The organism is Neiella holothuriorum (assembly GCF_019457915.1).
Lineage (GTDB): Bacteria > Pseudomonadota > Gammaproteobacteria > Enterobacterales > Neiellaceae > Neiella > Neiella holothuriorum.
In genome coordinates, this window is record NZ_JAHZSS010000007.1 from 15,572 (window position 1) to 37,204 (window position 21,633).

At 48.0% G+C, this 21,633-nt stretch carries 19 protein-coding genes; 4 read left to right on the forward strand and 15 right to left on the reverse strand.

Annotated features, from left to right (window positions below; genetic code table 11):
* Positions 1-4: 4 nt before the first annotated feature.
* The 15 genes from rnhB to rpsB all read right to left on the reverse strand — a co-directional run bounded on the left by rnhB (position 5) and on the right by rpsB (position 14,663).
* Entirely contained in the window at positions 5-574 is a 570-nt protein-coding gene (gene rnhB / locus K0504_RS07520) for a ribonuclease HII (RefSeq protein ID WP_220103568.1), read from the reverse strand.
* Positions 571-1,755, reverse strand: coding sequence for a lipid-A-disaccharide synthase (lpxB, locus tag K0504_RS07525; RefSeq protein ID WP_220103569.1), 1,185 nt, complete (start codon positions 1,753-1,755; stop codon positions 571-573). The genes rnhB and lpxB overlap by 4 nt, the downstream gene beginning before the upstream one ends.
* A 15-nt stretch (positions 1,756-1,770) precedes the next feature.
* Entirely contained in the window at positions 1,771-2,535 is a 765-nt protein-coding gene (gene lpxA, locus K0504_RS07530; protein WP_220103570.1) for an acyl-ACP--UDP-N-acetylglucosamine O-acyltransferase, read from the reverse strand.
* Positions 2,536-2,537: 2 nt separating this feature from the next.
* The gene (fabZ, locus tag K0504_RS07535) at positions 2,538-2,972 is read right to left on the reverse strand and encodes a 3-hydroxyacyl-ACP dehydratase FabZ (RefSeq protein WP_404822996.1); all 435 of its coding nucleotides are present in this window, start codon (positions 2,970-2,972) and stop codon (positions 2,538-2,540) included.
* 48 nt (positions 2,973-3,020) lie between these two features.
* Positions 3,021-4,046 (reverse strand): UDP-3-O-(3-hydroxymyristoyl)glucosamine N-acyltransferase, encoded by a 1,026-nt coding sequence (lpxD, locus tag K0504_RS07540; RefSeq protein WP_220103572.1) that lies wholly within the window; start codon positions 4,044-4,046, stop codon positions 3,021-3,023.
* Between the two features lie 8 nt (positions 4,047-4,054).
* Positions 4,055-4,552: an OmpH family outer membrane protein gene (locus K0504_RS07545; protein ID WP_220103573.1), complete on the reverse strand. Its 498-nt coding sequence runs from the start codon at positions 4,550-4,552 to the stop codon at positions 4,055-4,057.
* A 32-nt stretch (positions 4,553-4,584) separates the two neighbouring features.
* Positions 4,585-7,059 (reverse strand): outer membrane protein assembly factor BamA, encoded by a 2,475-nt coding sequence (bamA, locus tag K0504_RS07550; RefSeq protein ID WP_220103574.1) that lies wholly within the window; start codon positions 7,057-7,059, stop codon positions 4,585-4,587.
* A gap of 35 nt (positions 7,060-7,094) precedes the next feature.
* Positions 7,095-8,435: a sigma E protease regulator RseP gene (gene rseP, locus K0504_RS07555; protein WP_220103575.1), complete on the reverse strand. Its 1,341-nt coding sequence runs from the start codon at positions 8,433-8,435 to the stop codon at positions 7,095-7,097.
* 8 nt (positions 8,436-8,443) lie between these two features.
* The gene (gene ispC, locus K0504_RS07560) at positions 8,444-9,643 is read right to left on the reverse strand and encodes a 1-deoxy-D-xylulose-5-phosphate reductoisomerase (protein ID WP_220103576.1); all 1,200 of its coding nucleotides are present in this window, start codon (positions 9,641-9,643) and stop codon (positions 8,444-8,446) included.
* A 2-nt stretch (positions 9,644-9,645) separates the two neighbouring features.
* Entirely contained in the window at positions 9,646-10,503 is an 858-nt protein-coding gene (locus tag K0504_RS07565) for a phosphatidate cytidylyltransferase (RefSeq protein ID WP_220103577.1), read from the reverse strand.
* Positions 10,504-11,274, reverse strand: coding sequence for a polyprenyl diphosphate synthase (gene uppS, locus K0504_RS07570; RefSeq protein WP_220103578.1), 771 nt, complete (start codon positions 11,272-11,274; stop codon positions 10,504-10,506).
* Between the two features lie 137 nt (positions 11,275-11,411).
* Entirely contained in the window at positions 11,412-11,969 is a 558-nt protein-coding gene (gene frr / locus K0504_RS07575) for a ribosome recycling factor (RefSeq protein ID WP_220103579.1), read from the reverse strand.
* A 41-nt stretch (positions 11,970-12,010) separates the two neighbouring features.
* A complete protein-coding gene (gene pyrH / locus K0504_RS07580) occupies positions 12,011-12,742 on the reverse strand; it encodes a UMP kinase (RefSeq protein WP_220103580.1) in 732 nt (243 codons plus the stop codon).
* Between the two features lie 102 nt (positions 12,743-12,844).
* Positions 12,845-13,693, reverse strand: a complete 849-nt coding sequence (gene tsf, locus K0504_RS07585) for a translation elongation factor Ts (RefSeq protein WP_220103581.1) — start codon at positions 13,691-13,693, stop codon at positions 12,845-12,847.
* A 238-nt stretch (positions 13,694-13,931) separates the two neighbouring features.
* Entirely contained in the window at positions 13,932-14,663 is a 732-nt protein-coding gene (rpsB, locus tag K0504_RS07590; protein WP_220103582.1) for a 30S ribosomal protein S2, read from the reverse strand.
* Between the two features lie 327 nt (positions 14,664-14,990).
* On the opposite strand from rpsB, the gene map reads away from it, so the two are divergent.
* The 4 genes from map to K0504_RS07610 all read left to right on the forward strand — a co-directional run bounded on the left by map (position 14,991) and on the right by K0504_RS07610 (position 21,594).
* Entirely contained in the window at positions 14,991-15,797 is an 807-nt protein-coding gene (gene map, locus K0504_RS07595; RefSeq protein ID WP_220103583.1) for a type I methionyl aminopeptidase, read from the forward strand.
* A gap of 32 nt (positions 15,798-15,829) precedes the next feature.
* On the forward strand, positions 15,830-18,463 hold the full coding sequence (gene glnD, locus K0504_RS07600; RefSeq protein WP_220103584.1) for a [protein-PII] uridylyltransferase: 2,634 nt from the start codon (positions 15,830-15,832) through the stop codon (positions 18,461-18,463).
* 31 nt (positions 18,464-18,494) lie between these two features.
* Positions 18,495-19,268: a 2,3,4,5-tetrahydropyridine-2,6-dicarboxylate N-succinyltransferase gene (locus K0504_RS07605; RefSeq protein ID WP_220103585.1), complete on the forward strand. Its 774-nt coding sequence runs from the start codon at positions 18,495-18,497 to the stop codon at positions 19,266-19,268.
* Between the two features lie 202 nt (positions 19,269-19,470).
* Entirely contained in the window at positions 19,471-21,594 is a 2,124-nt protein-coding gene (locus K0504_RS07610) for a hypothetical protein (RefSeq protein WP_220103586.1), read from the forward strand.
* Positions 21,595-21,633 lie beyond the last annotated feature (39 nt).

A 21,633-nucleotide genomic window follows, 5' to 3' on the forward strand; every position in this document is an offset into this window, starting at 1 on the left:
CCTTTCAATGTTCTTGCAAAACGCGTTGGACCGGCTTAAAACTGCGGCGATGCTGCGGGCTAGCGCCGTGTTCAAGCAACTTCTCCATGTGGAGCTTGGTTGGATACCCTTTATGACGCGCAAATTGATACTGCGGGTATTGGCTATCGAGCTGCGCCATTTCACCATCGCGGGCAACTTTTGCCAAAATCGATGCGGCACTGATCGCTGGCTCTAGGCCATCACCACCAACAATTGCTTTTGCTGGCATTGGTAAATCGGGGCAACGATTACCATCAATCAATGCCATGCCGGGCTGTGTCGAAAGGCCAGCTACCGCTCGTTGCATTGCTAACATGGTTGCGTGCAGGATGTTGATGTCATCAATTTCATGAGCTTCAGCACGCCCTAACGACCAGCATAGGGCTTTCGATTTTATTTCTTCCGCCAGCAACTGACGCTTTTTTTCCGATAGCTTTTTCGAGTCGTTTAAACCTGCTATGGGCTGCGCGGGATCGAGGATCACTGCGGCTGTGACGACGGCACCAACTAATGGGCCTCGGCCAACTTCATCAACACCAGCAATCAAGGTCATTTCGAAGTCCCTTTTGAGTCTATTTGGTTCGCACGTTTTTTCTTAATTAAAACATCAATGGCATCAGCTGCGCGGACACTCGCATCCTGTCGAATCAACTTATGCAGTTGCTCAAATTGATGTTGCAGTCGGTTGTCCGGTGCGTCGAGTTGGCGCCCTAATTCAGCGGCTAAATTGTCAACCGTCATATCGTATTGTAAAAACTCAGGCACCAGCGGTTTATCGGCGAGCAAGTTCGGCAACGATGCATACTTTACTTTGACCATGCGCCGGGCAATTTGATAGGTCAGCCAGTGAACTTTGTAAGCCACCACCATCGGCCGTTTAACCAACATGGCTTCAAGCGCCACAGTACCGGAAGCCAGCAGCACCACATCAGCCGCGGCCATAGCGTCACGCGCGTTGCCATCGATGACCGTGACAGGCAATTGCGGGAACTGCTCCAACAGGGTTTCAATTTGTTGACGGCGTTTATCATTAGCAGCAGGAATCACAAACTGGAGCTGCGGTCGCTCTTCGTAGAGCCGCGCCGCTGTTTGTAAAAATGTTTCGCCCAATTGGGCAACTTCACCACCACGGCTGCCTGGTAAAATGGCCATCACTTGGTTGGCATTCGCCAAACCAATACGCTGGCGCGCGTCCGATTGAGCCAGTGTTAACGGAATTTCATCGGCCAACGGGTGACCTACAAATTCACACGCTACACGGTGCTGATCGTAGAATTGTTTCTCGAAAGGCAGCAACGCCAGCACTAAATCGGTGGCGCGATCAATTTTGAAAATGCGTTTTTGGCGCCATGCCCATACTGACGGGCTGACATAATGCACCGTGGTAATACCGGCATCTTTTAGTCGCTGCTCGACGCCCAGATTAAAATCCGGAGCATCAATTCCCACGAAGACGTCAGGTTGCCAGTCAATGATTTTAGCCACGACTTCTTTTCGAAGTTTGAGTAACTCTGGCAAGCGACCAAGGACTTCAAACAATCCCATGACCGACAATGTTTCCATATCGAACCAAGAATGGAAGCCGGCCTTGAGCATTTTAGGGCCACCGATGCCGGCAAATTCGACATGGGGGTAACGTTGTTGTAGCGCCTCTAACAACGAAGCCCCCAGCACATCGCCGGAGGCTTCACCTGCTAACAGCGCAACTCGAATCGGTCGTTCGGTAGCGGTCATCAAATAACTCTGTTGTTAACGCACAATACCGCGCGTTGATTTAGCAAGGTAATCAACAATCACCTGCACTTCCGGTGAATCCTGACCCAACTCAGAAAGAACTGGAACGGCCTCTTCGGTTGTCAGGCCATCGCGATACAGCGCTTTATATGCCTTGCGAAGTGCTTGAATAGCCGATTTGTCAAAACCACGCCGTTTTAAGCCTTCGTAGTTCATGCCAAATGGTTCGTTATGGCGAGCCATTACGTACGGCGGAATATCTTTCAGCACAATAGAGCCGGCGGCGGTGAAGCTATGAGCGCCAACACGACAAAACTGGTGATAGCCACTCATGGCGCCAGCGATTGCCCAATCTTCAACGTGAACGTGACCCGCTAAGCCCACGTAATTTGCCAAGATGATATTGCTACCAACCACGCAGTCGTGAGCGATATGGACATAAGCCATAAACAGGTTGTTGGAGCCGATGATGGTTTTGCCTTCATCTTGGGTTGTACCGCGGTGAACCGTGACACATTCGCGAAAAATGTTGTTGTCACCAATAATGGTTTCGGTCGGCTCACCCGCATATTTTTTGTCTTGGTTTTCTTCCCCAATGGAAGTGAATTGGAAAAAGCGATTGCCTTTACCAATTCTGGTGCGTCCTTTAATCACCACATGTGATGCGATATCCGTGTCATCACCAATCTCTACCCCGGCGTCAATATAACTCCAAGGGCCGATGCTAACGTTATTACCAATACGAGCATCTTCATGAACAAACGCTAAAGGACTAATCAAGATCAAGCTTCCCGTTGTGCGCACATAATTTCAGCTGTACAGACGACGGCTCCGTCGACTTTCGCCATTGCATTGAATTTACCCATGCCGCGACGAATTTTAATCAGCTCTACTTCTAATGAAATGGTATCGCCGGGGCCTACTGGACGCTTAAAGCGTGCATTATCAACACTGGCAAAGTAATACAGGGTATTTTTACCCGGCGCTTCTTCGGCAGATTTGTAACTCAAAATACCGGTACATTGAGCTAACGCTTCAAGCATCAAAACGCCTGGGAATACCGGCTTTTGAGGAAAGTGTCCGGTAAAGAAAGGCTCGTTAAAGGTGACGTTTTTAATGGCATGAAGCCATTGGCCTGGTTCATAGTCAGTGACTCTATCAACCAACAGAAATGGGTAACGGTGTGGCAGACAGTTGAGGATTTCCTCAATGTCCATTTGCTTGAGTTCTCTAGTCAAGACTCAATTCCTCTTATTATTTTTAAATCAATCCGGCTCATTGAGGTGCTGCTCAAGGGATTTCACTCGCTTGAACAAGTCACCTAACTGATTGTAGCGGTTTACGCCACGACGCCATTCGCGATTATCGGTGGCCGGAATACCGCTTGAATAGACGCCAGGCTTATCAATGCTTTTGGCGATCATTGAATTCCCTGTGATATGAACACCATCACAGATCTCAATGTGGCCATTCATGCTAACCGCGCCACCAATAATACAGTAGTTACCAACCTTAGTACTGCCAGCAATACCACTAGCACCCGCTATTGCGGTGTAGTCGCCGATCTGACAGTTGTGGCCGATTTGCACTTGATTATCAATAATAGCGCCTTTACCGATAGTCGTATCGTCAAGCGCGCCGCGGTCAATGGTCACACTAGCACCAATGTCGGTACCATCACCTATGACCACTCGGCCAACTTGCGGGATTTTCTCCCAGCAGCCTTTATCATTGGCAAAACCAAAGCCATCACTGCCAATCACCGTATTACTATGAACCGTGACGCCATGCCCTAACACCACATGATGGTAGAGAGTAACGTTTGGCTTAATGGTAACGCCTTTGCCGAGCGAAGAGCCTACGCCTACGTAACTACCTGCACCGATAGAACTGTCATCACCAATAACAACCTCTGCGTCTACCGTAGCGTTCGGGCCAATATGTACATTGGCGCCAATGACGGCGGAGTCATCAACAAAAGCAGTCGGGTGAATCGTAGAAGCCGGAACTGGTGAGTTGTCTAATAACTGTGCAGCTTTGGCATAACCCAAATATGGATTATCCATGATCAACGCACGACCCGATATAAGCGCAGCTTCTTTCGGGCTTACTATCACAGCCAGCGCATTCGTATCGGCTAATTGAGATTTGTATTTCTTATTGGCGAGAAAGCTAACTTGCTGAGCGTTAGCATTTTCCAGGGTATTCAAACCAACAACGACGGCAGAGCCGTCGCAGTCGATGTCCGCACCTATATGTTCAGCAAGAACGGATAGCGTAATAGAAGTCATTCAAACGATTACTTTTTGCTTAAATGTTCAACAACTTTAGCTGAAATATCTGAATTTGGTTTTGCATAAAGGATGGTTTGACGATCAACAACAGCGTCATAACCTTCTTTTTCTGCAATTTCGCTGATGGCACGTTGAATCAAGATAAAGATTTTCTTGTTTTCTTCGGCCTGACGGCGTTGACCATCTTGTTGCAGCGCTTTGGCTTTCAGTTTCAGCGACGCTTCCAATTCTTGCAATTCACGATTTACTTTGATTTTTTGTTCATCAGTAAGTAACGCTTCATTGCGGCGAGCTTCTTCTTGTTTCGACGCCATTTGCTTTTCAACATTCTGAATTTCGACCACACGGTCAGAAAACTCTTTTTGCAGTAAGTCAGCAGTTGCTTCACTTTGCGGAATGTTTTTAACAATACGCCCTAAATCAACCACTGCGATACCCGAGGCTTGCACAACACCTGCAAATAAAGCCAATCCAACGGTAGCAACGGCAACCAATTTTTTCACAATAAACTCCTTAAACTTAGGAAATAACGCGCTTAAAACGTTTGTCCGACGTTAAACGAAAATGTTTCAGTTTTGTCACCCACTTCGTCGGACATAGGTTTAGCAAAACTAAAGATCATTGGCCCCATAGGCGACAACCACTGTACGGTTAAGCCTACAGATGCCCTAAATTTGGTTGGATCAGAATAGTCATAGAGCTGAGCGAGCTGAGTACGGCTCAAATCTTTATAGCTATCATAATCAAATTCAGTGTCCCACAAGTTACCCACATCAACGAACAAGCTGGTACGAACTGAGTTTTTGTATGCTTCGTCGAGGAACGGCGTCGGTACAATTAATTCGGCTGTACCTGTCACCATGGCATTACCACCAATCGAACCCGAACTCACTTCTAGCACATCATATTCAGGCGGCAAGGCGATACTAGTACCACCGCCTGGGCCTGGTGAAGGATCAATACCGGTTTGGGTAATACGACGAACACCACGAGGACCTACACCACGCGATTCGAAGCCACGAAGGCTCGAACTACCACCAGCCCGGTAGTTTTTAAAGAACGGCATAATGTGATCATGACGTCCTTCTGAACCATAACCGTTACCGTAACCCAACGACGCAGAGGTTGATAGAACCCAGTCGTGGCGGCGGTCTAATGGCCAATATTGGCGATAGTTATAGCTCAACGTGAAATAGTTCAAGTCGCTGTTAGGCGTGGTGATCAACGCGTTAGCCGAGTTAGACGAACCACTCGTTGGGAACGTACCACGGTTCAAGGTAATACGAGACCAACCAGCTGTTAAATCGAAGGTTTGGAAGTCCAACGGACCATCCGGGTTGGTTTCATCGCCGTAAATCAAATAGAACTCTCGGATCTGATCGTAATCGTCCAAGTTTGATAGTTCGTTGTAGTTGTAACCAATACCAAAATTCACTCGGTTATATTCATCGAGCGGGAAGCCCAACGATGCCGAAGTACCATAAGTGGTATTGTCATAGTTAATCAGGTTGGCGCTACCGGCGTCGAATTCTGAGTAGAAAATCCGGCCACCGAAGCTAACACCGTCTTTGGTGAAGTACGGGTCGGTATAACTAAAGTCAGCACGGCGGTTATAACGGTTGGTGTTAATTTGCGCACCAATTTTATTACCCGTACCAAGGAAGTTATTTTGCTGCACACCGGCCTGCAAACTCAAGCCTGAATCGGTACCGTAACCAACACCTGCAGTAAACGAGCCTGATGGCTGTTCTTTTACGGTAATTTCGAGATCAACCATGTCATCTTGCGCTGGCAAGCGAATGGTTTCAGATTCAACCGTTTCGAAGAAACCAAGACGGTTCAGGCGGTTTTCCGATAACTCAACCGCAGAATTCGACAACCAAGCCCCTTCGAGCTGACGCATTTCACGACGCAATACTTCATCTTTAGTAATGGTGTTACCAGCGTAGTTAATGCGGCGAACGTAAACACGTTTGCCCGGATTCACACTAACATTTAAGGTGACTTCGTTGGTTTCATCATCAATTTCAGGATAAGTGGTAACTTCTGGGTAGGCATAACCAAAGCGGCCTAAGTATTTGCTAATCCGCTCTTCTGAGAAAGTTACTTCCGCTGCGTTATAGAGGTCGCCTGAGCGCTGGGTAAACAATGCCAGCAGCACTTCTTTTTTGCCCATCAAATCGCCAGACATTTTCACGTCATTAACGTGGTAAGGCTCACCTTCTTTCACGTTAATGGAAATGTAGATGGAGTCTTTGCTTGGCGTCATTGCGACCTGAGTTGATTCCACTTGAAAGCGGATATAACCACGGTCGCGGTAATAACTGGTTAGGGTTTCCAAGTCGCCTTCGAGCGTTTGTTTCTGATAGCGACGGTTGCCCATGATGTCCCACCACGGCAAGGTGTCGCGCAACTCTAAAGTTTCCAGCAATTCCTGATCAGGGTAAATGGTGTTACCCACGATGTTAATTTGGTCAATTTGCGCAGCATCACCTTCGGTGAAGACAAACTGAATGTTGACACGGTTACGTGGCAAAGGCGTCACAATCGCTTGAACCTTAGCGGTGTATTTACCGATGGAATAGTAGAAATCGGCCAAGCCTTTTTCTACATCGGCAATAACACTGCGCTCGAGCGATTCACCCACTTGAATTTTGGAAGAGTCTAAGCTTTCTTGCAGCTGCTCATCTTTAATGTCTTTGTTGCCGCTGAACTCAATACTACTGATGGTTGGTTTTTCTCGAACCTTAATCAGGAGAATGGTTTCGTCTTGATAAACTCGAATATCTTCGAAGTGATTGGAGGCATTGAGGCTTTGCAAAATAATTGCTGCGGTTTCCGCATCGACCGTATCGCCAACTTGAATGGGAACACTCAGTAATGCCGCACCTAAAGCGACTCGCTGCAGCCCCTCAATACGAATATCTTCAACAACAAACGCATCCTGAGCCTGCAATGAGGCACTAGCTAACAGCGCTAATGAAGCGATAAATGCAGATCTAATAGCCATGTTTTCGTAACTTGTCCTTTATACCGCCAAGAGCTTTAAAACCGGGAAAAATCATTGAATAACGCAAGCCCCATCAACATCATCAGGGCTACGGATCCAATCTTGAATCCAACTTCTTGAATCTTTTCCGGTACGGGTCTCCCCGATAGAAGCTCAATAAAGTAATAGAGAAGGTGGCCGCCATCAAGCACTGGTAGAGGTAATAAGTTGATTATTCCAATATTGACCGAAATTAGCGCCACAAATCCCAAAAAATAAACAAAGCCGAATGATGCACTGGTACCAGCCCCCTGTGCAATGGAAATCGGCCCACTTAAGTTCTTAACTGAGACATCACCCGTGATTAGCTTACCAATCATACTGATGCTCAATGTTATCAACTGCCAGGTTTTATCAGCAGCTTTACCTATGGCCTCTAACGGGCCGTAAGTCAGGTTGAACACATAGTGTTCAGGCCATGGTTCTACCGTAGGAGCAATACCGAGGTAGCCGCGACCATTTTTATCACCCGGCGTAGCAGACAGTGTAACAACCTGCTCGTTTCGTTTGACGTCAAAATTGATAACTTGTTCAGGCGATTGTTGAATTATTTTTGCAATATCGTGCCAATCGGGCACAAATTGCCCATTAACAGCAACAATTTCATCACCAACGGCAAAGCCTGCTGCAGCGGCTGGCGTTGATGGTTCAACCTGATCAATGACCAATTGGATGCTTGGACGAAATGGTTCAAAGCCAATACTGCGTACCGCAGTTTGGGTTTCTGGGTCGAATTGCCATTGGCGCAAATCTAATTGGTAACTTTGCGCTCGCCCACTACCTGGCTGCTGTGCCTTGAGAAACAGCGACTCATCACCTATATGAGCAACCAAAGCTAGGTTGACCGCTTCCCAGTCGGGCGTTTCTCGGCCACTTACTTCCACAATCTGTAAGCGCCCATCGAGCCCAGCTTGTGCAGCTGGCGACTCTGGCACAACACCTTCGATAATCGGCTTAACCGTCATTACGCCCGACACAAACATCAGCCAGAAAGCGGCAACCGCCAATAACAAGTTTGCAAGTGGTCCGGCTGCGACAATCGCGATGCGTTGCCATACCGTTTTGTTGTTGAACGACAGGTGAGCTTGCTCAGGAGGAACATCGTCCACCCGCTCATCGAGCATTTTGACATAGCCACCGAGGGGGATTGCCGCTACGACATATTCGGTGCCGGTTTTACCTGTACGACGGAACAAGGGTTTACCAAATCCGATGGAAAAGCGAAGCACCTTGACGCCACAGCGGCGAGCAACCCAATAATGGCCAAATTCATGAAAGGTGATCAGCACACCGAGGGCAACAACAAAAAATAGCAAATTCCAGAAAAAATCAAACATGGTAACCCTTAGCCCTGATTAGCCGTACAACATTGCTGAGCCATCGCTCGACCATGCTGATCAAGTGCCAGCACATCGTCAATAGAGGCAATACGAATATCTGAGCCTCGCATCATTACCTCGCCATTCACTTTGGCAATATCAGTAAAACGAATATGGCCAGCTAAGAACTGTGCCACGCTCACTTCATTCGCCGCGTTCAATAGGGTACAGGCTTCTTGGCTGTCATGGCAGGCATCAATCGCAAGTTTCAAGCATGGATAACGATCGAAATCAGGCGTTAGAAACTCGAGTTTGGCAATACTGGCAAAATCAAGAGGCTCAACGCCGGATGTTCCTCGGTTAGGGAACAGCATGGCATGGGCGATAGGCGTGCGCATGTCAGGTTGACCAAGTTGCGCCAATACCGAACCATCAGTGTATTGCACCATCGAGTGAATGACCGACTGAGGATGCAGCACTACCTCAATTTGTTCGGGCTTGGCATCAAACAACCAACAGGCTTCAATAAATTCCAAGCCTTTGTTCATCATGGTGGCAGAATCGACTGAAATCTTTTGCCCCATCGACCAGTTGGGATGGGCAACGGCTTGTGCCGGAGTTTTATCGGTTAATTCGGCAATCGGGGTTTCGCGAAAAGGGCCGCCCGAGCCGGTCAGCAAAATCTTGCTGATGCCAGACGCAGATAAATCGCCGCGTTGACGTTGCTGCCATTGGGCTGGCAAGCATTGGAAGATGGCATTGTGTTCACTATCGATAGGCAGCAACTCAGCGCCGTGCTCTCGAACCGCATCCATAAACAATTGACCAGCAGACACCAAGGATTCTTTGTTCGCCAGCAAGACCCGCTTTCCGGTTTTAGCGGCAGCCAAGGTTGGCAGCAATCCGGCCGCGCCGACAATGGCTGCCATCACCTGGTCGACTTCTGGTGCAGATGCAATATCCACCAGCGCATCGGCACCGTGAGCAATTTGAGTTGCCGGTGCTAGCTCAGCTAGCTCGCGCTGTAACCACGTCGCTTGTTCGGCAGTTGCAACGACCGCCACTTGTGGTCGGAATTCCAGCACCAATTGGCGCAGCTCCGCTACTCGAGAGTGACTAGATAGTGCATATACTTGAAAATGTTCGGGATGACGGCGAACCACATCAAGGGTGCTGACGCCGATAGAGCCGGTTGCGCCCAAGACCGTGAGTTGCTGTAAAGCCATGGTTAAACCGCCCAGTAAATCGCGCCGAGAGTAAACACCGGAATAGCTGCAGTCAGGCTATCAACACGATCTAAAATACCGCCGTGGCCTGGTAAAATATTGCCGCTGTCTTTAATACCCGCATCACGCTTGAGCATACTTTCAACCAAATCGCCGAGCACGCCAGCAATCACGCTCAAGTAACAAAACGCTAAATAAACACCAAGGTTTTCAGAAGCTGCCGGGAAGTACCACAGACCACCAAGCACAATGAGTGTTGCTAACAGCAGGCCGCCGAGCAGCCCTTCAACCGTTTTGCCAGGGCTGACGCGAGGCAGTAGTTTGTTCTTACCGAATGCGCGACCAAAGATATAACCACCGGTATCAGCCGCCCAAACTAACAATAGCGCCATGAGTAACAGGGCAATACCGGTATAAGACTGCTCTGAGGGAATAGACCGCAATGCGATCATCGCTAGCCCCCACGGGATGAGTGTAAGCCAGCCTATAACCGCCTTTGCTGGCCAACTACGCCACATCGGCTGTGCCGACGGATAGACTAAAACTAAGATCAAGGCGATCGTCCACCAAGCCATCGCCAACCAGAGGGCAATGACGAACCAATCAGCCAAATCAACCCCATGCCAATGGTTACCGGCAAGGCTAGAAGCGAGTACAGCTGCAACAATGGCAACTGATGCAGCACCATAAATGGTGCGCAACCGGCGCTTTAAGCCTCCCATTAGGGTGCCCCACTCCCAAGCCGCCAGCATGAGAATACAACCAATGGCAATTTCAAAACCGGTATCCGACAGTAAGAAAATTCCTGCCAATGCGAGCGGCAACAAAACCAACGCCGTGAGAATTCGAAGTTTTAACATTTATTCTTCCCCGTGTGTCACAGCGTCGGGTTTCTGCACTTGCTCGCCGGTACAGCCAAAGCGGCGTTCGCGTTGCAAAAATGATTGGATCGCTTGTTCAAACACGGTTTCATCAAAGTCGGGCCAGAGGGTATCGGTGAAATAGAATTCAGTATAGGCAGCTTGCCAAATGAGGAAGTTGCTAATGCGATGATCGCCACCGGTACGAATCATCAAGTCAGGATCGGGCACACCGCCCAAACAGGTTTGTTCGGCAAACATGACTTCATCAATGTCATCAATTTGTAATTCGCCAGATTTAACCTGCGCGGCAATTCGCTTGGTGGTATCGACCACATCCCAGCGACCACCGTAATTAGCGGCAATATTAAGTAATAAGCCTTGATTGTTAGCCGTTCGTTCTTCGGCTTCTGTTATTTTTTGCTGCAACTTGTCACTAAAGCGAGAAATATCACCAATGATTTTTAGACGAACTTGGTTCTTATGGAGCCGTTTCACTTCACTCGTTAAAACACTCATGAAGAGCTCCATCAGCACGCCAACTTCCTTTTTAGGTCGGCGCCAGTTTTCACTGCTAAAGGCGTAGAGAGTGAGAGCTTTAATGCCTTTGGAGCCGGCAAATCGGACAGCATTTCGAACAGACTGAACACCTGATTTATGGCCAAAAATCCGCGGCTTATTGCGCTGCTGAGCCCAGCGACCATTACCATCCATAATGATGGCAACGTGCTTAATCGGGTATTGGTTACCAGCTTGCTCCGAGTCTGCCATTCTCAATCCATTAAAAAATCACAAGATATCATACAAATTCTGCTAACGATTCAGTCAAATGCGTCAGTAGAATTGGTATAAAAAAACGCCGCTCCATCGGAGGTGCGGCGTAATCATCAAGTTAACCAAGCGAGCGATTAAATTTCAAGAAGTTCTGCTTCTTTCACTTTAAGCAGCTCATCAACATTTTTGATGAACGTGTCGGTCAGTTTTTGAATGTCGTCAACTGCATTGCGTTCTTCGTCTTCAGAAATTTCTTTTTCTTTCAACAATGATTTGAAATCACTGTTGGCATCACGACGAATGTTACGAATGGCGATACGACCAGATTCAGCTTCACCGCGAACCACTTTGATCAGATCTTTACGACGCTCTTCTGTCAGCGGAGGCAATGGAATACGGATAACCGTACCGGCTGAATTTGGGTTCAAGCCCAAATCAGAGCTCATAATGGCCTTCTCAACAGCTTGAATCATGCTCTTATCGAACACGGTCACAGCTAGGGTACGAGAATCCTGAACCGTTACGTTACCAACTTGGTTGAGAGGAGTGGCAGCGCCATAGTAAGAAACAGAGATGTTATCGAGCAGGCTTGGATGGGCGCGGCCTGTACGAATTTTGGCCATCTGGCCTTTCAGCGATTCAATGCTTTTTTCCATGCGAGTCTTCGCATCAGCTTTAATATCGTCAATCACTTTGTGTCACCTTCTATCCAGTACGATTCGAGCTCACACCATTACTTGGTGTGGCAAATAAGTGTGCCTTCTGGCTCACCCATTACAATTTGTTTCAGCACGCCCGGCTTGTTCATATTAAACACCCGAATAGGCAAGCTGTGGTCGCGGGCTAGCGTAAATGCAGCTAAGTCCATCACCCGAAGTTCTTTGTCCAATACGTCTGAATAATCAAGCGTATGGAATAGTTCAGCGTCTGGGTTGGTCACCGGATCAGCAGAGTAAACGCCATCTACCTTGGTGCCTTTGAGAACCACGTCCGCTTCAATTTCAATACCGCGCAAGCAGGCAGCAGAATCCGTGGTAAAAAATGGGTTGCCGGTACCGGCAGAGAAAATCACCACTCGGCCTTGGCGCAACAAGCTAATCGCTTCTGCCCAATTGTAAGTGTCACACACGCCGTTGAGGGGGATTGCAGACATTAAACGGGTGGTTACATGGTTTCGGGCCAGCGCATCGCGCATTGCCAAACCATTCATCAGTGTTGCCAACATGCCCATGTGATCGCCAACGACACGGTTCATGCCCGCTTTCGCTAGTTTTTCACCGCGGAACAAGTTGCCACCGCCAATCACTAAACCAACCTGAATGCCCATTTCTATCAAGTCTTTGACTTCTAAGGCCATGCGGTCTAACACATGCGGGTCAATACCAAAACCTTCGTCTCCCATTAGTGCTTCACCGGAGAGTTTCAGAAGGATGCGACGATAATTGAATTTAGGGTTGGTGGTCATGTTTGCGTCCTATGCGAAGAATGAAGGTGTACCATCGAGGACCGACGATACACCTGAGCAGCTTAAGTATAAAGACTTCCGAGAGAACCTCGAAACTTTATCTTATTTTTTAGCAGCTTCGATTTGAGCCGCAACTTCAGCAGCAAAATCTTCTTCTTTCTTCTCGATACCTTCACCAACTTCCAAGCGGATGAATGTAGTCACAGAAGCAGACTTCTCTTTCAGCATTTCGCCAACTGATTTCTTAGGCTCCATGATGAAGGCTTGACCAGTAAGAGAGATCTCACCAGTGAACTTCTTCATGCGGCCAGTAACCATTTTTTCAGCGATTTCCTGAGGCTTGCCTTCGTTCATCGCGATTTCAACTTGAATTGCTTTTTCTTTTTCAACAACTTCAGCTGGAACGTCTTCAGGTTTTACGAATTCTGGCTTAGAAGCAGCAACGTGCATAGCAACGTGCTTCAGTGTTTCTGCGTCGCCTTCACCAGCAACAACAACACCGATACGGGCGCCGTGGCGGTATGAAGCTAATACAGCGCCGTCAACGTACGCTAAGCGACGAACGTTGATGTTTTCACCGATTTTTGCAACCAGCTGAATACGCTCTTCTTCGAACTTAGCGGCTAACTCTTCGATAGTGGTTTTTGCTTCTGCTGCAGCTGCAACAACTTTATTAGCAAAAGCCAAGAAATTTTCGTCTTTAGCAACGAAGTCTGTTTGACAGTTAACTTCAACCAGTGCAGCAAAACCTGCACCTTCAGCGATAAGAATTGTACCTTCAGCAGCGATGTTGCCAGCTTTCTTAGCGGCTTTCGCTTGACCGTTCTTACGCATGTTTTCGATTGCTAAATCAATGTCACCGTCAGTTTCAGTTAACGCTTTTTTACAATCCATCATGCCCGCGCCTGTGCGTTCGCGGAGCTCTTTTACCAGGGCAGCAGTAATTGCCATCTCAGTTTTCCTCAGAATTTGGACTTTGCAAGGTGTATGGAAAAGGGGTCAGAACTGACCCCTTTATCCAAAACTATACATCGGCTTGGATCAATAAGGGTTTATCCGGCTTTAATTAAGGCGTCTACTTCGTTGGCCGCGCTTCTTCATACCATCGCTTAGTTACCTAAGCTCAAGGAGCTGAAGAATCTTGCTGCCTCGTATTCACCTTAATTAGCTTGGATAAAGTGTTCCTTACTTACTCCGCGGCTTCTTCTACGAAGTCGCCTTCTTTGGCAGCAACAGTGTTGCTGTCACGACCTTCAACTGCAGCCGCTGCAACAGAGCTGGTGTACAGCTGAATTGCACGGATTGCATCATCGTTGCCAGGAACAACGTAATCAACACCAGCAGGTGAAGAGTTCGTATCAACCACAGCTACAACTGGGATACCCAGGTTGTTGGCTTCTTTAATGGCGATGTGTTCGTGTTCTGCATCGATAACAAAGATCGCATCAGGCAGGCCGCCCATGTCTTTGATACCACCAAGGCTTTTTTCCAGCTTGTCCATTTCGCGAGCACGCATCAGCGCCTCTTTCTTGGTCAGCTTTTCAAAAGTACCGTCTTGGCTTTGCGCTTCAAGGTCTTTTAGACGCTTGATGGACTGACGCACAGTTTTCCAGTTAGTCAGCATGCCACCCAACCAGCGGTGGTTAACATAGAACTGACCCGCACTAACTGCAGACTCTTTGATCGCTTCGCCAGCAGCACGCTTGGTGCCAACGAACAGGATCTTGCCGCGCTTAGATGCAACGTTGGAAATGAAGTTCAATGCGTCATTGAACATTGGAACTGTTTGCTCAAGGTTGATGATATGAACCTTGTTACGAGCACCAAAGATGAAAGGCTTCATCTGTGGGTTCCAGTAGCGAGTTTGGTGACCAAAGTGCACGCCAGCTTTAAGCATGTCGCGCATAGATACGTTTGCCATAATTACCTCTTCAATTCGGGTTAGGCCTCCACGTATCCCATATAACCGACCTCAATGAGGCACCCCGGTATATGTGTCGATACGTGTGTGTTATTTAAAGCCCATTCCGTGACGTTTTGACGACAGCAGAGCGGACCACTCTAGTGATCAATTCATGTGATGCGAATCGCATTTGCGAATTGTCGGCGCGCTTTATAACATAGTCAGCCATTTTGAACAATCTACCGCCGCTGATTTCAGCAAATCGGTCGCTTGTTTTTGTAAAGATACTGAACCAGTCACACCCGGGCATTAAACACCCGATGTTATGTGGCAACGGGCCCGTGAATGAATATTAAGATTAAGACCGCTGAAGAAATCGAAAAAATGCGCATTGCTGGCCGCTTGGCGGCAGACGTGTTGGAAATGATTGAGCCACACATTAAAGCTGGTATCAGTACCGGCGAATTGGATCGCATTTGCCATGATTACATCGTTAACGAGCAACATGCGATTCCTGCGCCTCTCGATTACCATGGCTTTCCAAAATCGATTTGTACCTCGATCAATGAAGTGGTGTGCCACGGGATCCCGGATAACAACCAAATTCTACAAGATGGCGATATCGTAAATATCGACATCACCGTAATCAAAGACGGTTACCACGGCGACACCAGCAAAATGTTCTACATCGGTGAAATATCTCCAGCCGACCGTCGCTTATGTCTCGCCACGCAAGAATTTTTGTACGAAGCCATTCGTAAAGTAAAACCCGGCACCAAGCTCGGTGAAATCGGCACCACCATTGAAAACCTGGTGAAGAAGAAAAAGAAAAGCGGTGCACGATATACCATTGTGGAAGAATACTGTGGCCACGGCATTGGCGCAGCCTTTCATGAAGATCCGCAAATCGTTCATTACAAAAATAATAGTAATGTCGAGCTAAAAGCGGGCATGTGCTTTACCATCGAGCCCATGATCAATGCCGGTCGTAAACAAACCAAGCTCGACAAGGATGACGGTTGGACGGTGTACACCATTGACGGTAAGAAAACTGCGCAATGGGAACACACCATTTTAGTCACCGAAACGGGCTGTGAGATATTAACCTTACGCAGTGACGAGACGATTGAACGCGTGCTCACGAACCGCTAAACGTTCAACGCCAATAAGACAAAGAGAATCACATGCCGCAGTTTGAAGTCGATTTTAGTCAGTATCCTAAAAATGAACGCGTCAAGACCTTTAAGGCGTTGCAAGAGCAGAGCCTAGAATGGCTCGGCTCACAATACCACCGAGGCACATCGGTGATTCACTTGGTCAGAGCTCGCAGCGTTTTTATCGATCAATTATTAAATCAACTGTGGTGGCAACTCGATTTACATGATGTTGCTGATTTAGCACTGGTTGCCGTTGGCGGTTACGGCCGAGGCGAGCTTCACCCGCATTCCGATGTTGATTTGCTGATCTTGAGTCAGCGCCCCATCAGCACCGAAACGGAAGGTAAGCTCAGCCAGTTCATCACCAATTTGTGGGACGTGCGGCTAGAAGTTGGCCATAGCGTGCGCACGGTAAAAGACTGCTTATCACTCGGCAAAGAAGACATCACCATTGCAACCAACCTGATGGAATCACGCTTGGTTGCCGGCGATGAAGCGCCATACCAGCTATTAGCTCACGAAGTGAAATCGCAAAAATTCTGGCCTTCAGACACGTTTTTTAAAGCAAAAATGGCAGAGCAAGTCGCTCGCCATGAGCAATATCATGACACCGCGTACAACTTAGAGCCCAATGTTAAAGCCAACCCCGGTGGTTTACGGGATATTCAAAACATTGGCTGGGTGGTTAAAAACCATTTTGGTGCCGATGAACTGTCGCAATTGGTTGAACACGGCTTTCTAACCGTTGACGAACACGACGAGCTAGAGCAATGCCAGAAGTTTCTTTGGCAAGTTCGCTTTGTGCTGCACATGGTGACCAAGCGAGCCGAAGATCGCTTGCTGTTTGATTATCAAGCAGAGGTCGCGCGTGGATTAGGTTATTGCGACGATGGCAATCTGGCAGTTGAAAAAATGATGAAGCGGTTGTACCAAACCATTCGCCGCGTCATTGAACTTAATCAGATGCTGCTGCAGTTGTTTGCCGATGCATTTCTCGATACTTACTACTCAGCGGAAGTTACCGAATTAGACAACGACTTTTTGATGCGAGGCGATAACATCGGCCTGCGTCATCCGAATGTTTTTCAAACTCCAGCGAATTTCATTCGCCTGTTACTGCATATTGCCGATCACAGAAATGTCACTGGCGTTTCTGCTCACGCCATTCGTCGCTTGCGAGTTAGTCGCCGACAACTGCGAGGCTACTTACAAGACGTCTCGCAATGCCGAGAGCTGTTTGTACGCTTAATGCGCCATCCAAGAGGGCCAGGCCGTCCTATCGCCATCATGCACCGCCATGGCATCCTTGCTGCCTACATGCCCGCATGGGAACACATTGTGGGGCAGATGCAGTTTGACCTTTTCCATGCGTTTACGGTTGACGAACACACCTATCGAGTGACCAAAAACCTGTATCGCACTACCCGCTCTGAATTTGCCGAGCAATTCCCCCATGTGCGGGGTGTAATGGCCCAAATTGAAGAGCCCGATTTACTGTTTTTAGCCGCACTGTTCCATGATATTGCCAAAGGCCGCGGCGGCGATCACTCTGAGTTAGGCGCCGAAGATGCTATCGAATTCTGTAAGCATCACGGCTATAACCAACGCCAATCAGAGCTCGTTGCTTGGTTAGTTAAAAAACACCTGTTGATGTCTGTTACCGCGCAAAAGCGCGACATTCAAGATCCCCAAGTCGTATCATCTTTCGCCCAAAAAATTGGTACGCAGACGCGACTTAAATACTTGTATTGCTTAACCATTGCCGACATCCGAGCTACCAATGACAATCTTTGGAATGGTTGGAAAGGAGCGCTACTGCGCGAACTTTATAAGGGCACTCATCACGCCTTGGTCGAGGGATTCGAGCAAAATGTAGATATTGCCGGCCACATTGAAGACACCCAAAGCAAAGCAATGGCCATGTTGGATGAAAACATGGAACGCGAGCAGGTCGACTTGTTATGGCAGCGCTTCAAGCCTGAATATTTTGTACGCCATACTCCCGAACAAGTTGCTTGGCACACCATGAGGATCATTGCTCACGGTGACAGTAGCGAACCATTATTAGCATTGTCTGAAATTGCCGATCGCGATAGCTCCGAGCTGTTTATTCACACCCGCGATAAATCCGAGCTGTTTTTACACACGGTTCATGTGTTGGATCGCAAAAACCTCGATGTCTATGACGCACAAATCCTCAATACCAAAGACGGCATGACAATGGACACCTTCGTGGTGCTTGAGCGCGACGGCAGCCCTTTGGCCGGCCAAGCTCGTATCAATGAAGTCATCGACGCACTGGCAAAAAGCCTGAAACACGATCTCTCCGACAACAACCCTGCTCCTAAATTGTCGCGTCAGTTGAAGAATTTTAACGTCCAGCCTAAGGTTAAATTCATCCCGAGTGAGAAGCCCAACCGCACTATGCTGGAGCTGATTGCATTAGATCGCCCCGGTTTATTGGCTGATGTTGCCACCTTGTTCCACGACATGAACATCAGTCTGCACTCAGCCAAGATTTCAACCGTGGGTGAACGAGCAGAAGATTTCTTTAGCTTGTCGACCAAGCGAGGCGAAGCGCTTGATGAAGCAACCAAGGCCCAACTTAAATGTCGTCTGACCAAAGAAGCGGCATTAGAAGATGAAACGGTGTGCCAATAAGCACTACGTTAATCACTAAATTGGAGACATGATGACCGAGTTGCAAGTCATCATCGAAGCCGCATTTGAACGGCGACACGAGTTTACCCCCACCTGTTCTGAACAACAGGTGCGTGACGCCGTTAAACAAACCCTTACCCTGCTCTCCCAAGGGCAACTCCGCGTTGCCGAAAAATTTGCCGGTGAATGGGTCGTTCATCAATGGGTCAAAAAAGCCATTCTTTTGTCTGCACCGTTGAATGACACCCTGCGGGCTGACGATAGCAGTCGTCGCCATTTGGATAATACCCCCACAACATTCGCCAACCATAGCCACCAAAGCGCTTATATCGCCCCAAATACCAGTATCCAACCATCGTTCGTGGATGCAGGCGCCTACATTGATGAACACACCCAATTTGGCGCTTGGTCTTCGGTTGGCTCATGTGCGCAAATAGGCAAAAACGTGCACCTCGCAAGCGGCGTTATAATAGGCGGCATGCTGGAGCCTCTGCAGGCCACCCCAACCATAATTGAAGACTCTTGCTATATCGGCTCCCGCTCAGTGATTGAAGATGGCGTCGTAGTTGAACAAGGCTGTGTCATTTCAAGTGGTGTTGTCATCAGCCAAAGCACTCGCATCTTTAATCGAGAAACGAATGAAATCTACCACGGCCGAGTGCCCGCAGGCTCAGTGGTAGTGCCAGGCAGCCTGCTGGCCCCATGCAGTAAATACAGCTTAGATGCTGCAATCATCGTAAAAACTGTAGATGCAGAAACCAAAGCCAAAGTCGGTATTAGCGCCCTTTTGCGTCTAGCCGTCTGATAGCCCAACCTATCGCAACCTAAGCCAGCAGCCATAACAGCGGACTCATGCAGCTCCGGCAGCAACGTTTAGCTCATACCAATCACCTGTTTTCACAAAGAATATTCGTCGATATCACACAAAACCGTCAATTTTTTGTTGGCATCTTATTTGCTTATGCCAAGCGCTCGTCTTTTTTCCCTATTTGTAGTAAGGATACCTAATGCGCCTATTAAGCAGCACCTTCATTGCGCTACCACTGCTTTTCCTATTCGGCTGTGGAGGGGGCTCTTCTAGCTCCAGTGGAACAGAAACCTCTCCTCCTAGCACCGAACCAACTATTTATACCCTTACAGTTCAAGGCATTGCGGCTGACTCCATATTAAGCGATGCAGACGTTACCCTCTTTATCGATAATGACAAATTCGTCACAACAACCATTTCCGACGGTTCATTTTCTCTTGAAATTGAATATGAAGAGGGTGATTACGATGGCGATGAATTTATGACACTGCATGTTGAAGGCAGTGGCTCTCAGTCCCATATTGAGCGTTATAGCCACCTTGGAACGCTTGCCACCCTGAATTCTCTAGCAGGTAGCGACGATTTGTTGCAACAAGAGCAATTAAGTCGCCTCGCACCAACAAACGTAACAACAGCTCTATACCTGCTGAGCTTGGAAAGCGGAGTTACCATTACCGATGATGACTCACTCGCTGCGGCAGAAGCCTCGATCAATGCCCAAACCCTTGCCAATATCGCTTCATTTATCAAAGTATTGAGTGACAACATTGATTACATTCCAAGCAATAAAACAGCTGTCGATAAGCTATCTGGAAATGATGGTGTTCAAAGCGCTATGGCAGAATATCTAGCCGATATTGATGAATTAGACAGCGACGGACAAATCACAGAAAATTTCGCAGATGCAATGAATCAAGCACTTGCCGATACCATTAGTTCATCCTATGTCATTCAACCTATTACAGAGGCGGAAGCTGTTGGCACTCATGTCAGTACTCTGCCGGTAACCGAGGGCTGGGTTGCGAAATCACAAGGTAGCGACGTATTCACGCTCAACAGTGATGGCAGCGGCTCAATCAACGTTCAGTATTACGAAGACGATGCCATTGATAGTGCAGCAACAAATCAATTGGTGCAGTGGAGTATTAGCGAAAACGGCGTCTTAGCCTTAAACAGTTATAGCGATGTCATATCAACAGCCGTGGAATACCACGACACGTTGTCAATTGGCTATTACTGGGGCTCCGATGTCGTAAACCAATTGTTTAACGACAACTTTGAAGGTGGCAATTTTAATGTCACAACCCAATATGCTGATCCGCAAATCATTAAGCTGGCGGACGGAAAAGTAGTCATTCACTACAGTGTCGAAAAGATCCTCGACCCGACGTCTTATGACGCCGATTGGGAAGGAGAGTACCCGACATATGACGAAAGCTATATGGAAGTGCGCACATGGCACCAAGGTATTGAGCCCGCCGAACTCTGGGCGAGTGAGCCAATCGGTAGCTGGGTGCTACCAACTGTCTCTGAATACAAAGACTGGAAAGCTACAGAATCAGCATCCTTCCTTGTCCCCCAAGTCGTTGAGCTGTCGGATAATTATAGCGTGCTCGATAGCGATGGAAGCTCAATTGGTAAGTGGAGCTACGATAATGGTTCCGTTTTACTGGAGCTTAAAAGTGACTGGGATATAACAATACAGCCATTCGCACAAGCCGATGGCCTATTCAGTGCAGTATTAACGGTCACCAAGAATGATTACCAGTTGTCTCAGGTGCAGTGGATCGCTGAGAACTTACCCGGCAGCGCGTCACTCGCAGACGATTTAGTCCAAGAGTTACCCATGACACTCGCGGTTTGGACCGAAACCTGGTTAGCATCAACAACGGATGATGCCGAATCATTCTTTGAATCTATCTCAGGGTATGAATTGACCGAGGGCGGCACAGTTAGCCAAATAGCTGGCTACAGTGACTATTCGGTAGAGTCTGGTACCGAAGAGGCGATCTACCTGAAAACATCGCCGCGCATGGCAAACTGGCAAGCGCTTGATGACAATAGCTGGTTGCTGTTTGGCGATACAGATTTCTCAGACGAGCTAAATTTAAGCCAAGAGCGTAGCTGGCAGCAAGTTGCCACACGTTCTGATGGCAGTCATATCGTGCTCGAACACGGCTATTATCAGTACTCTGGGGATGATGCGGACCAATACCAAAGTGGCTACTACATCCTGCCTCGGTTGAATGTGGTTAGCCCTTATGACCTGTCGACCTATGAAGAAGAGTACCAATACAGCATCGAGCAAGGTTACCTTTGGTAGCAACTTGCTCATTGCTTGATGGCGAAACATAACACCATG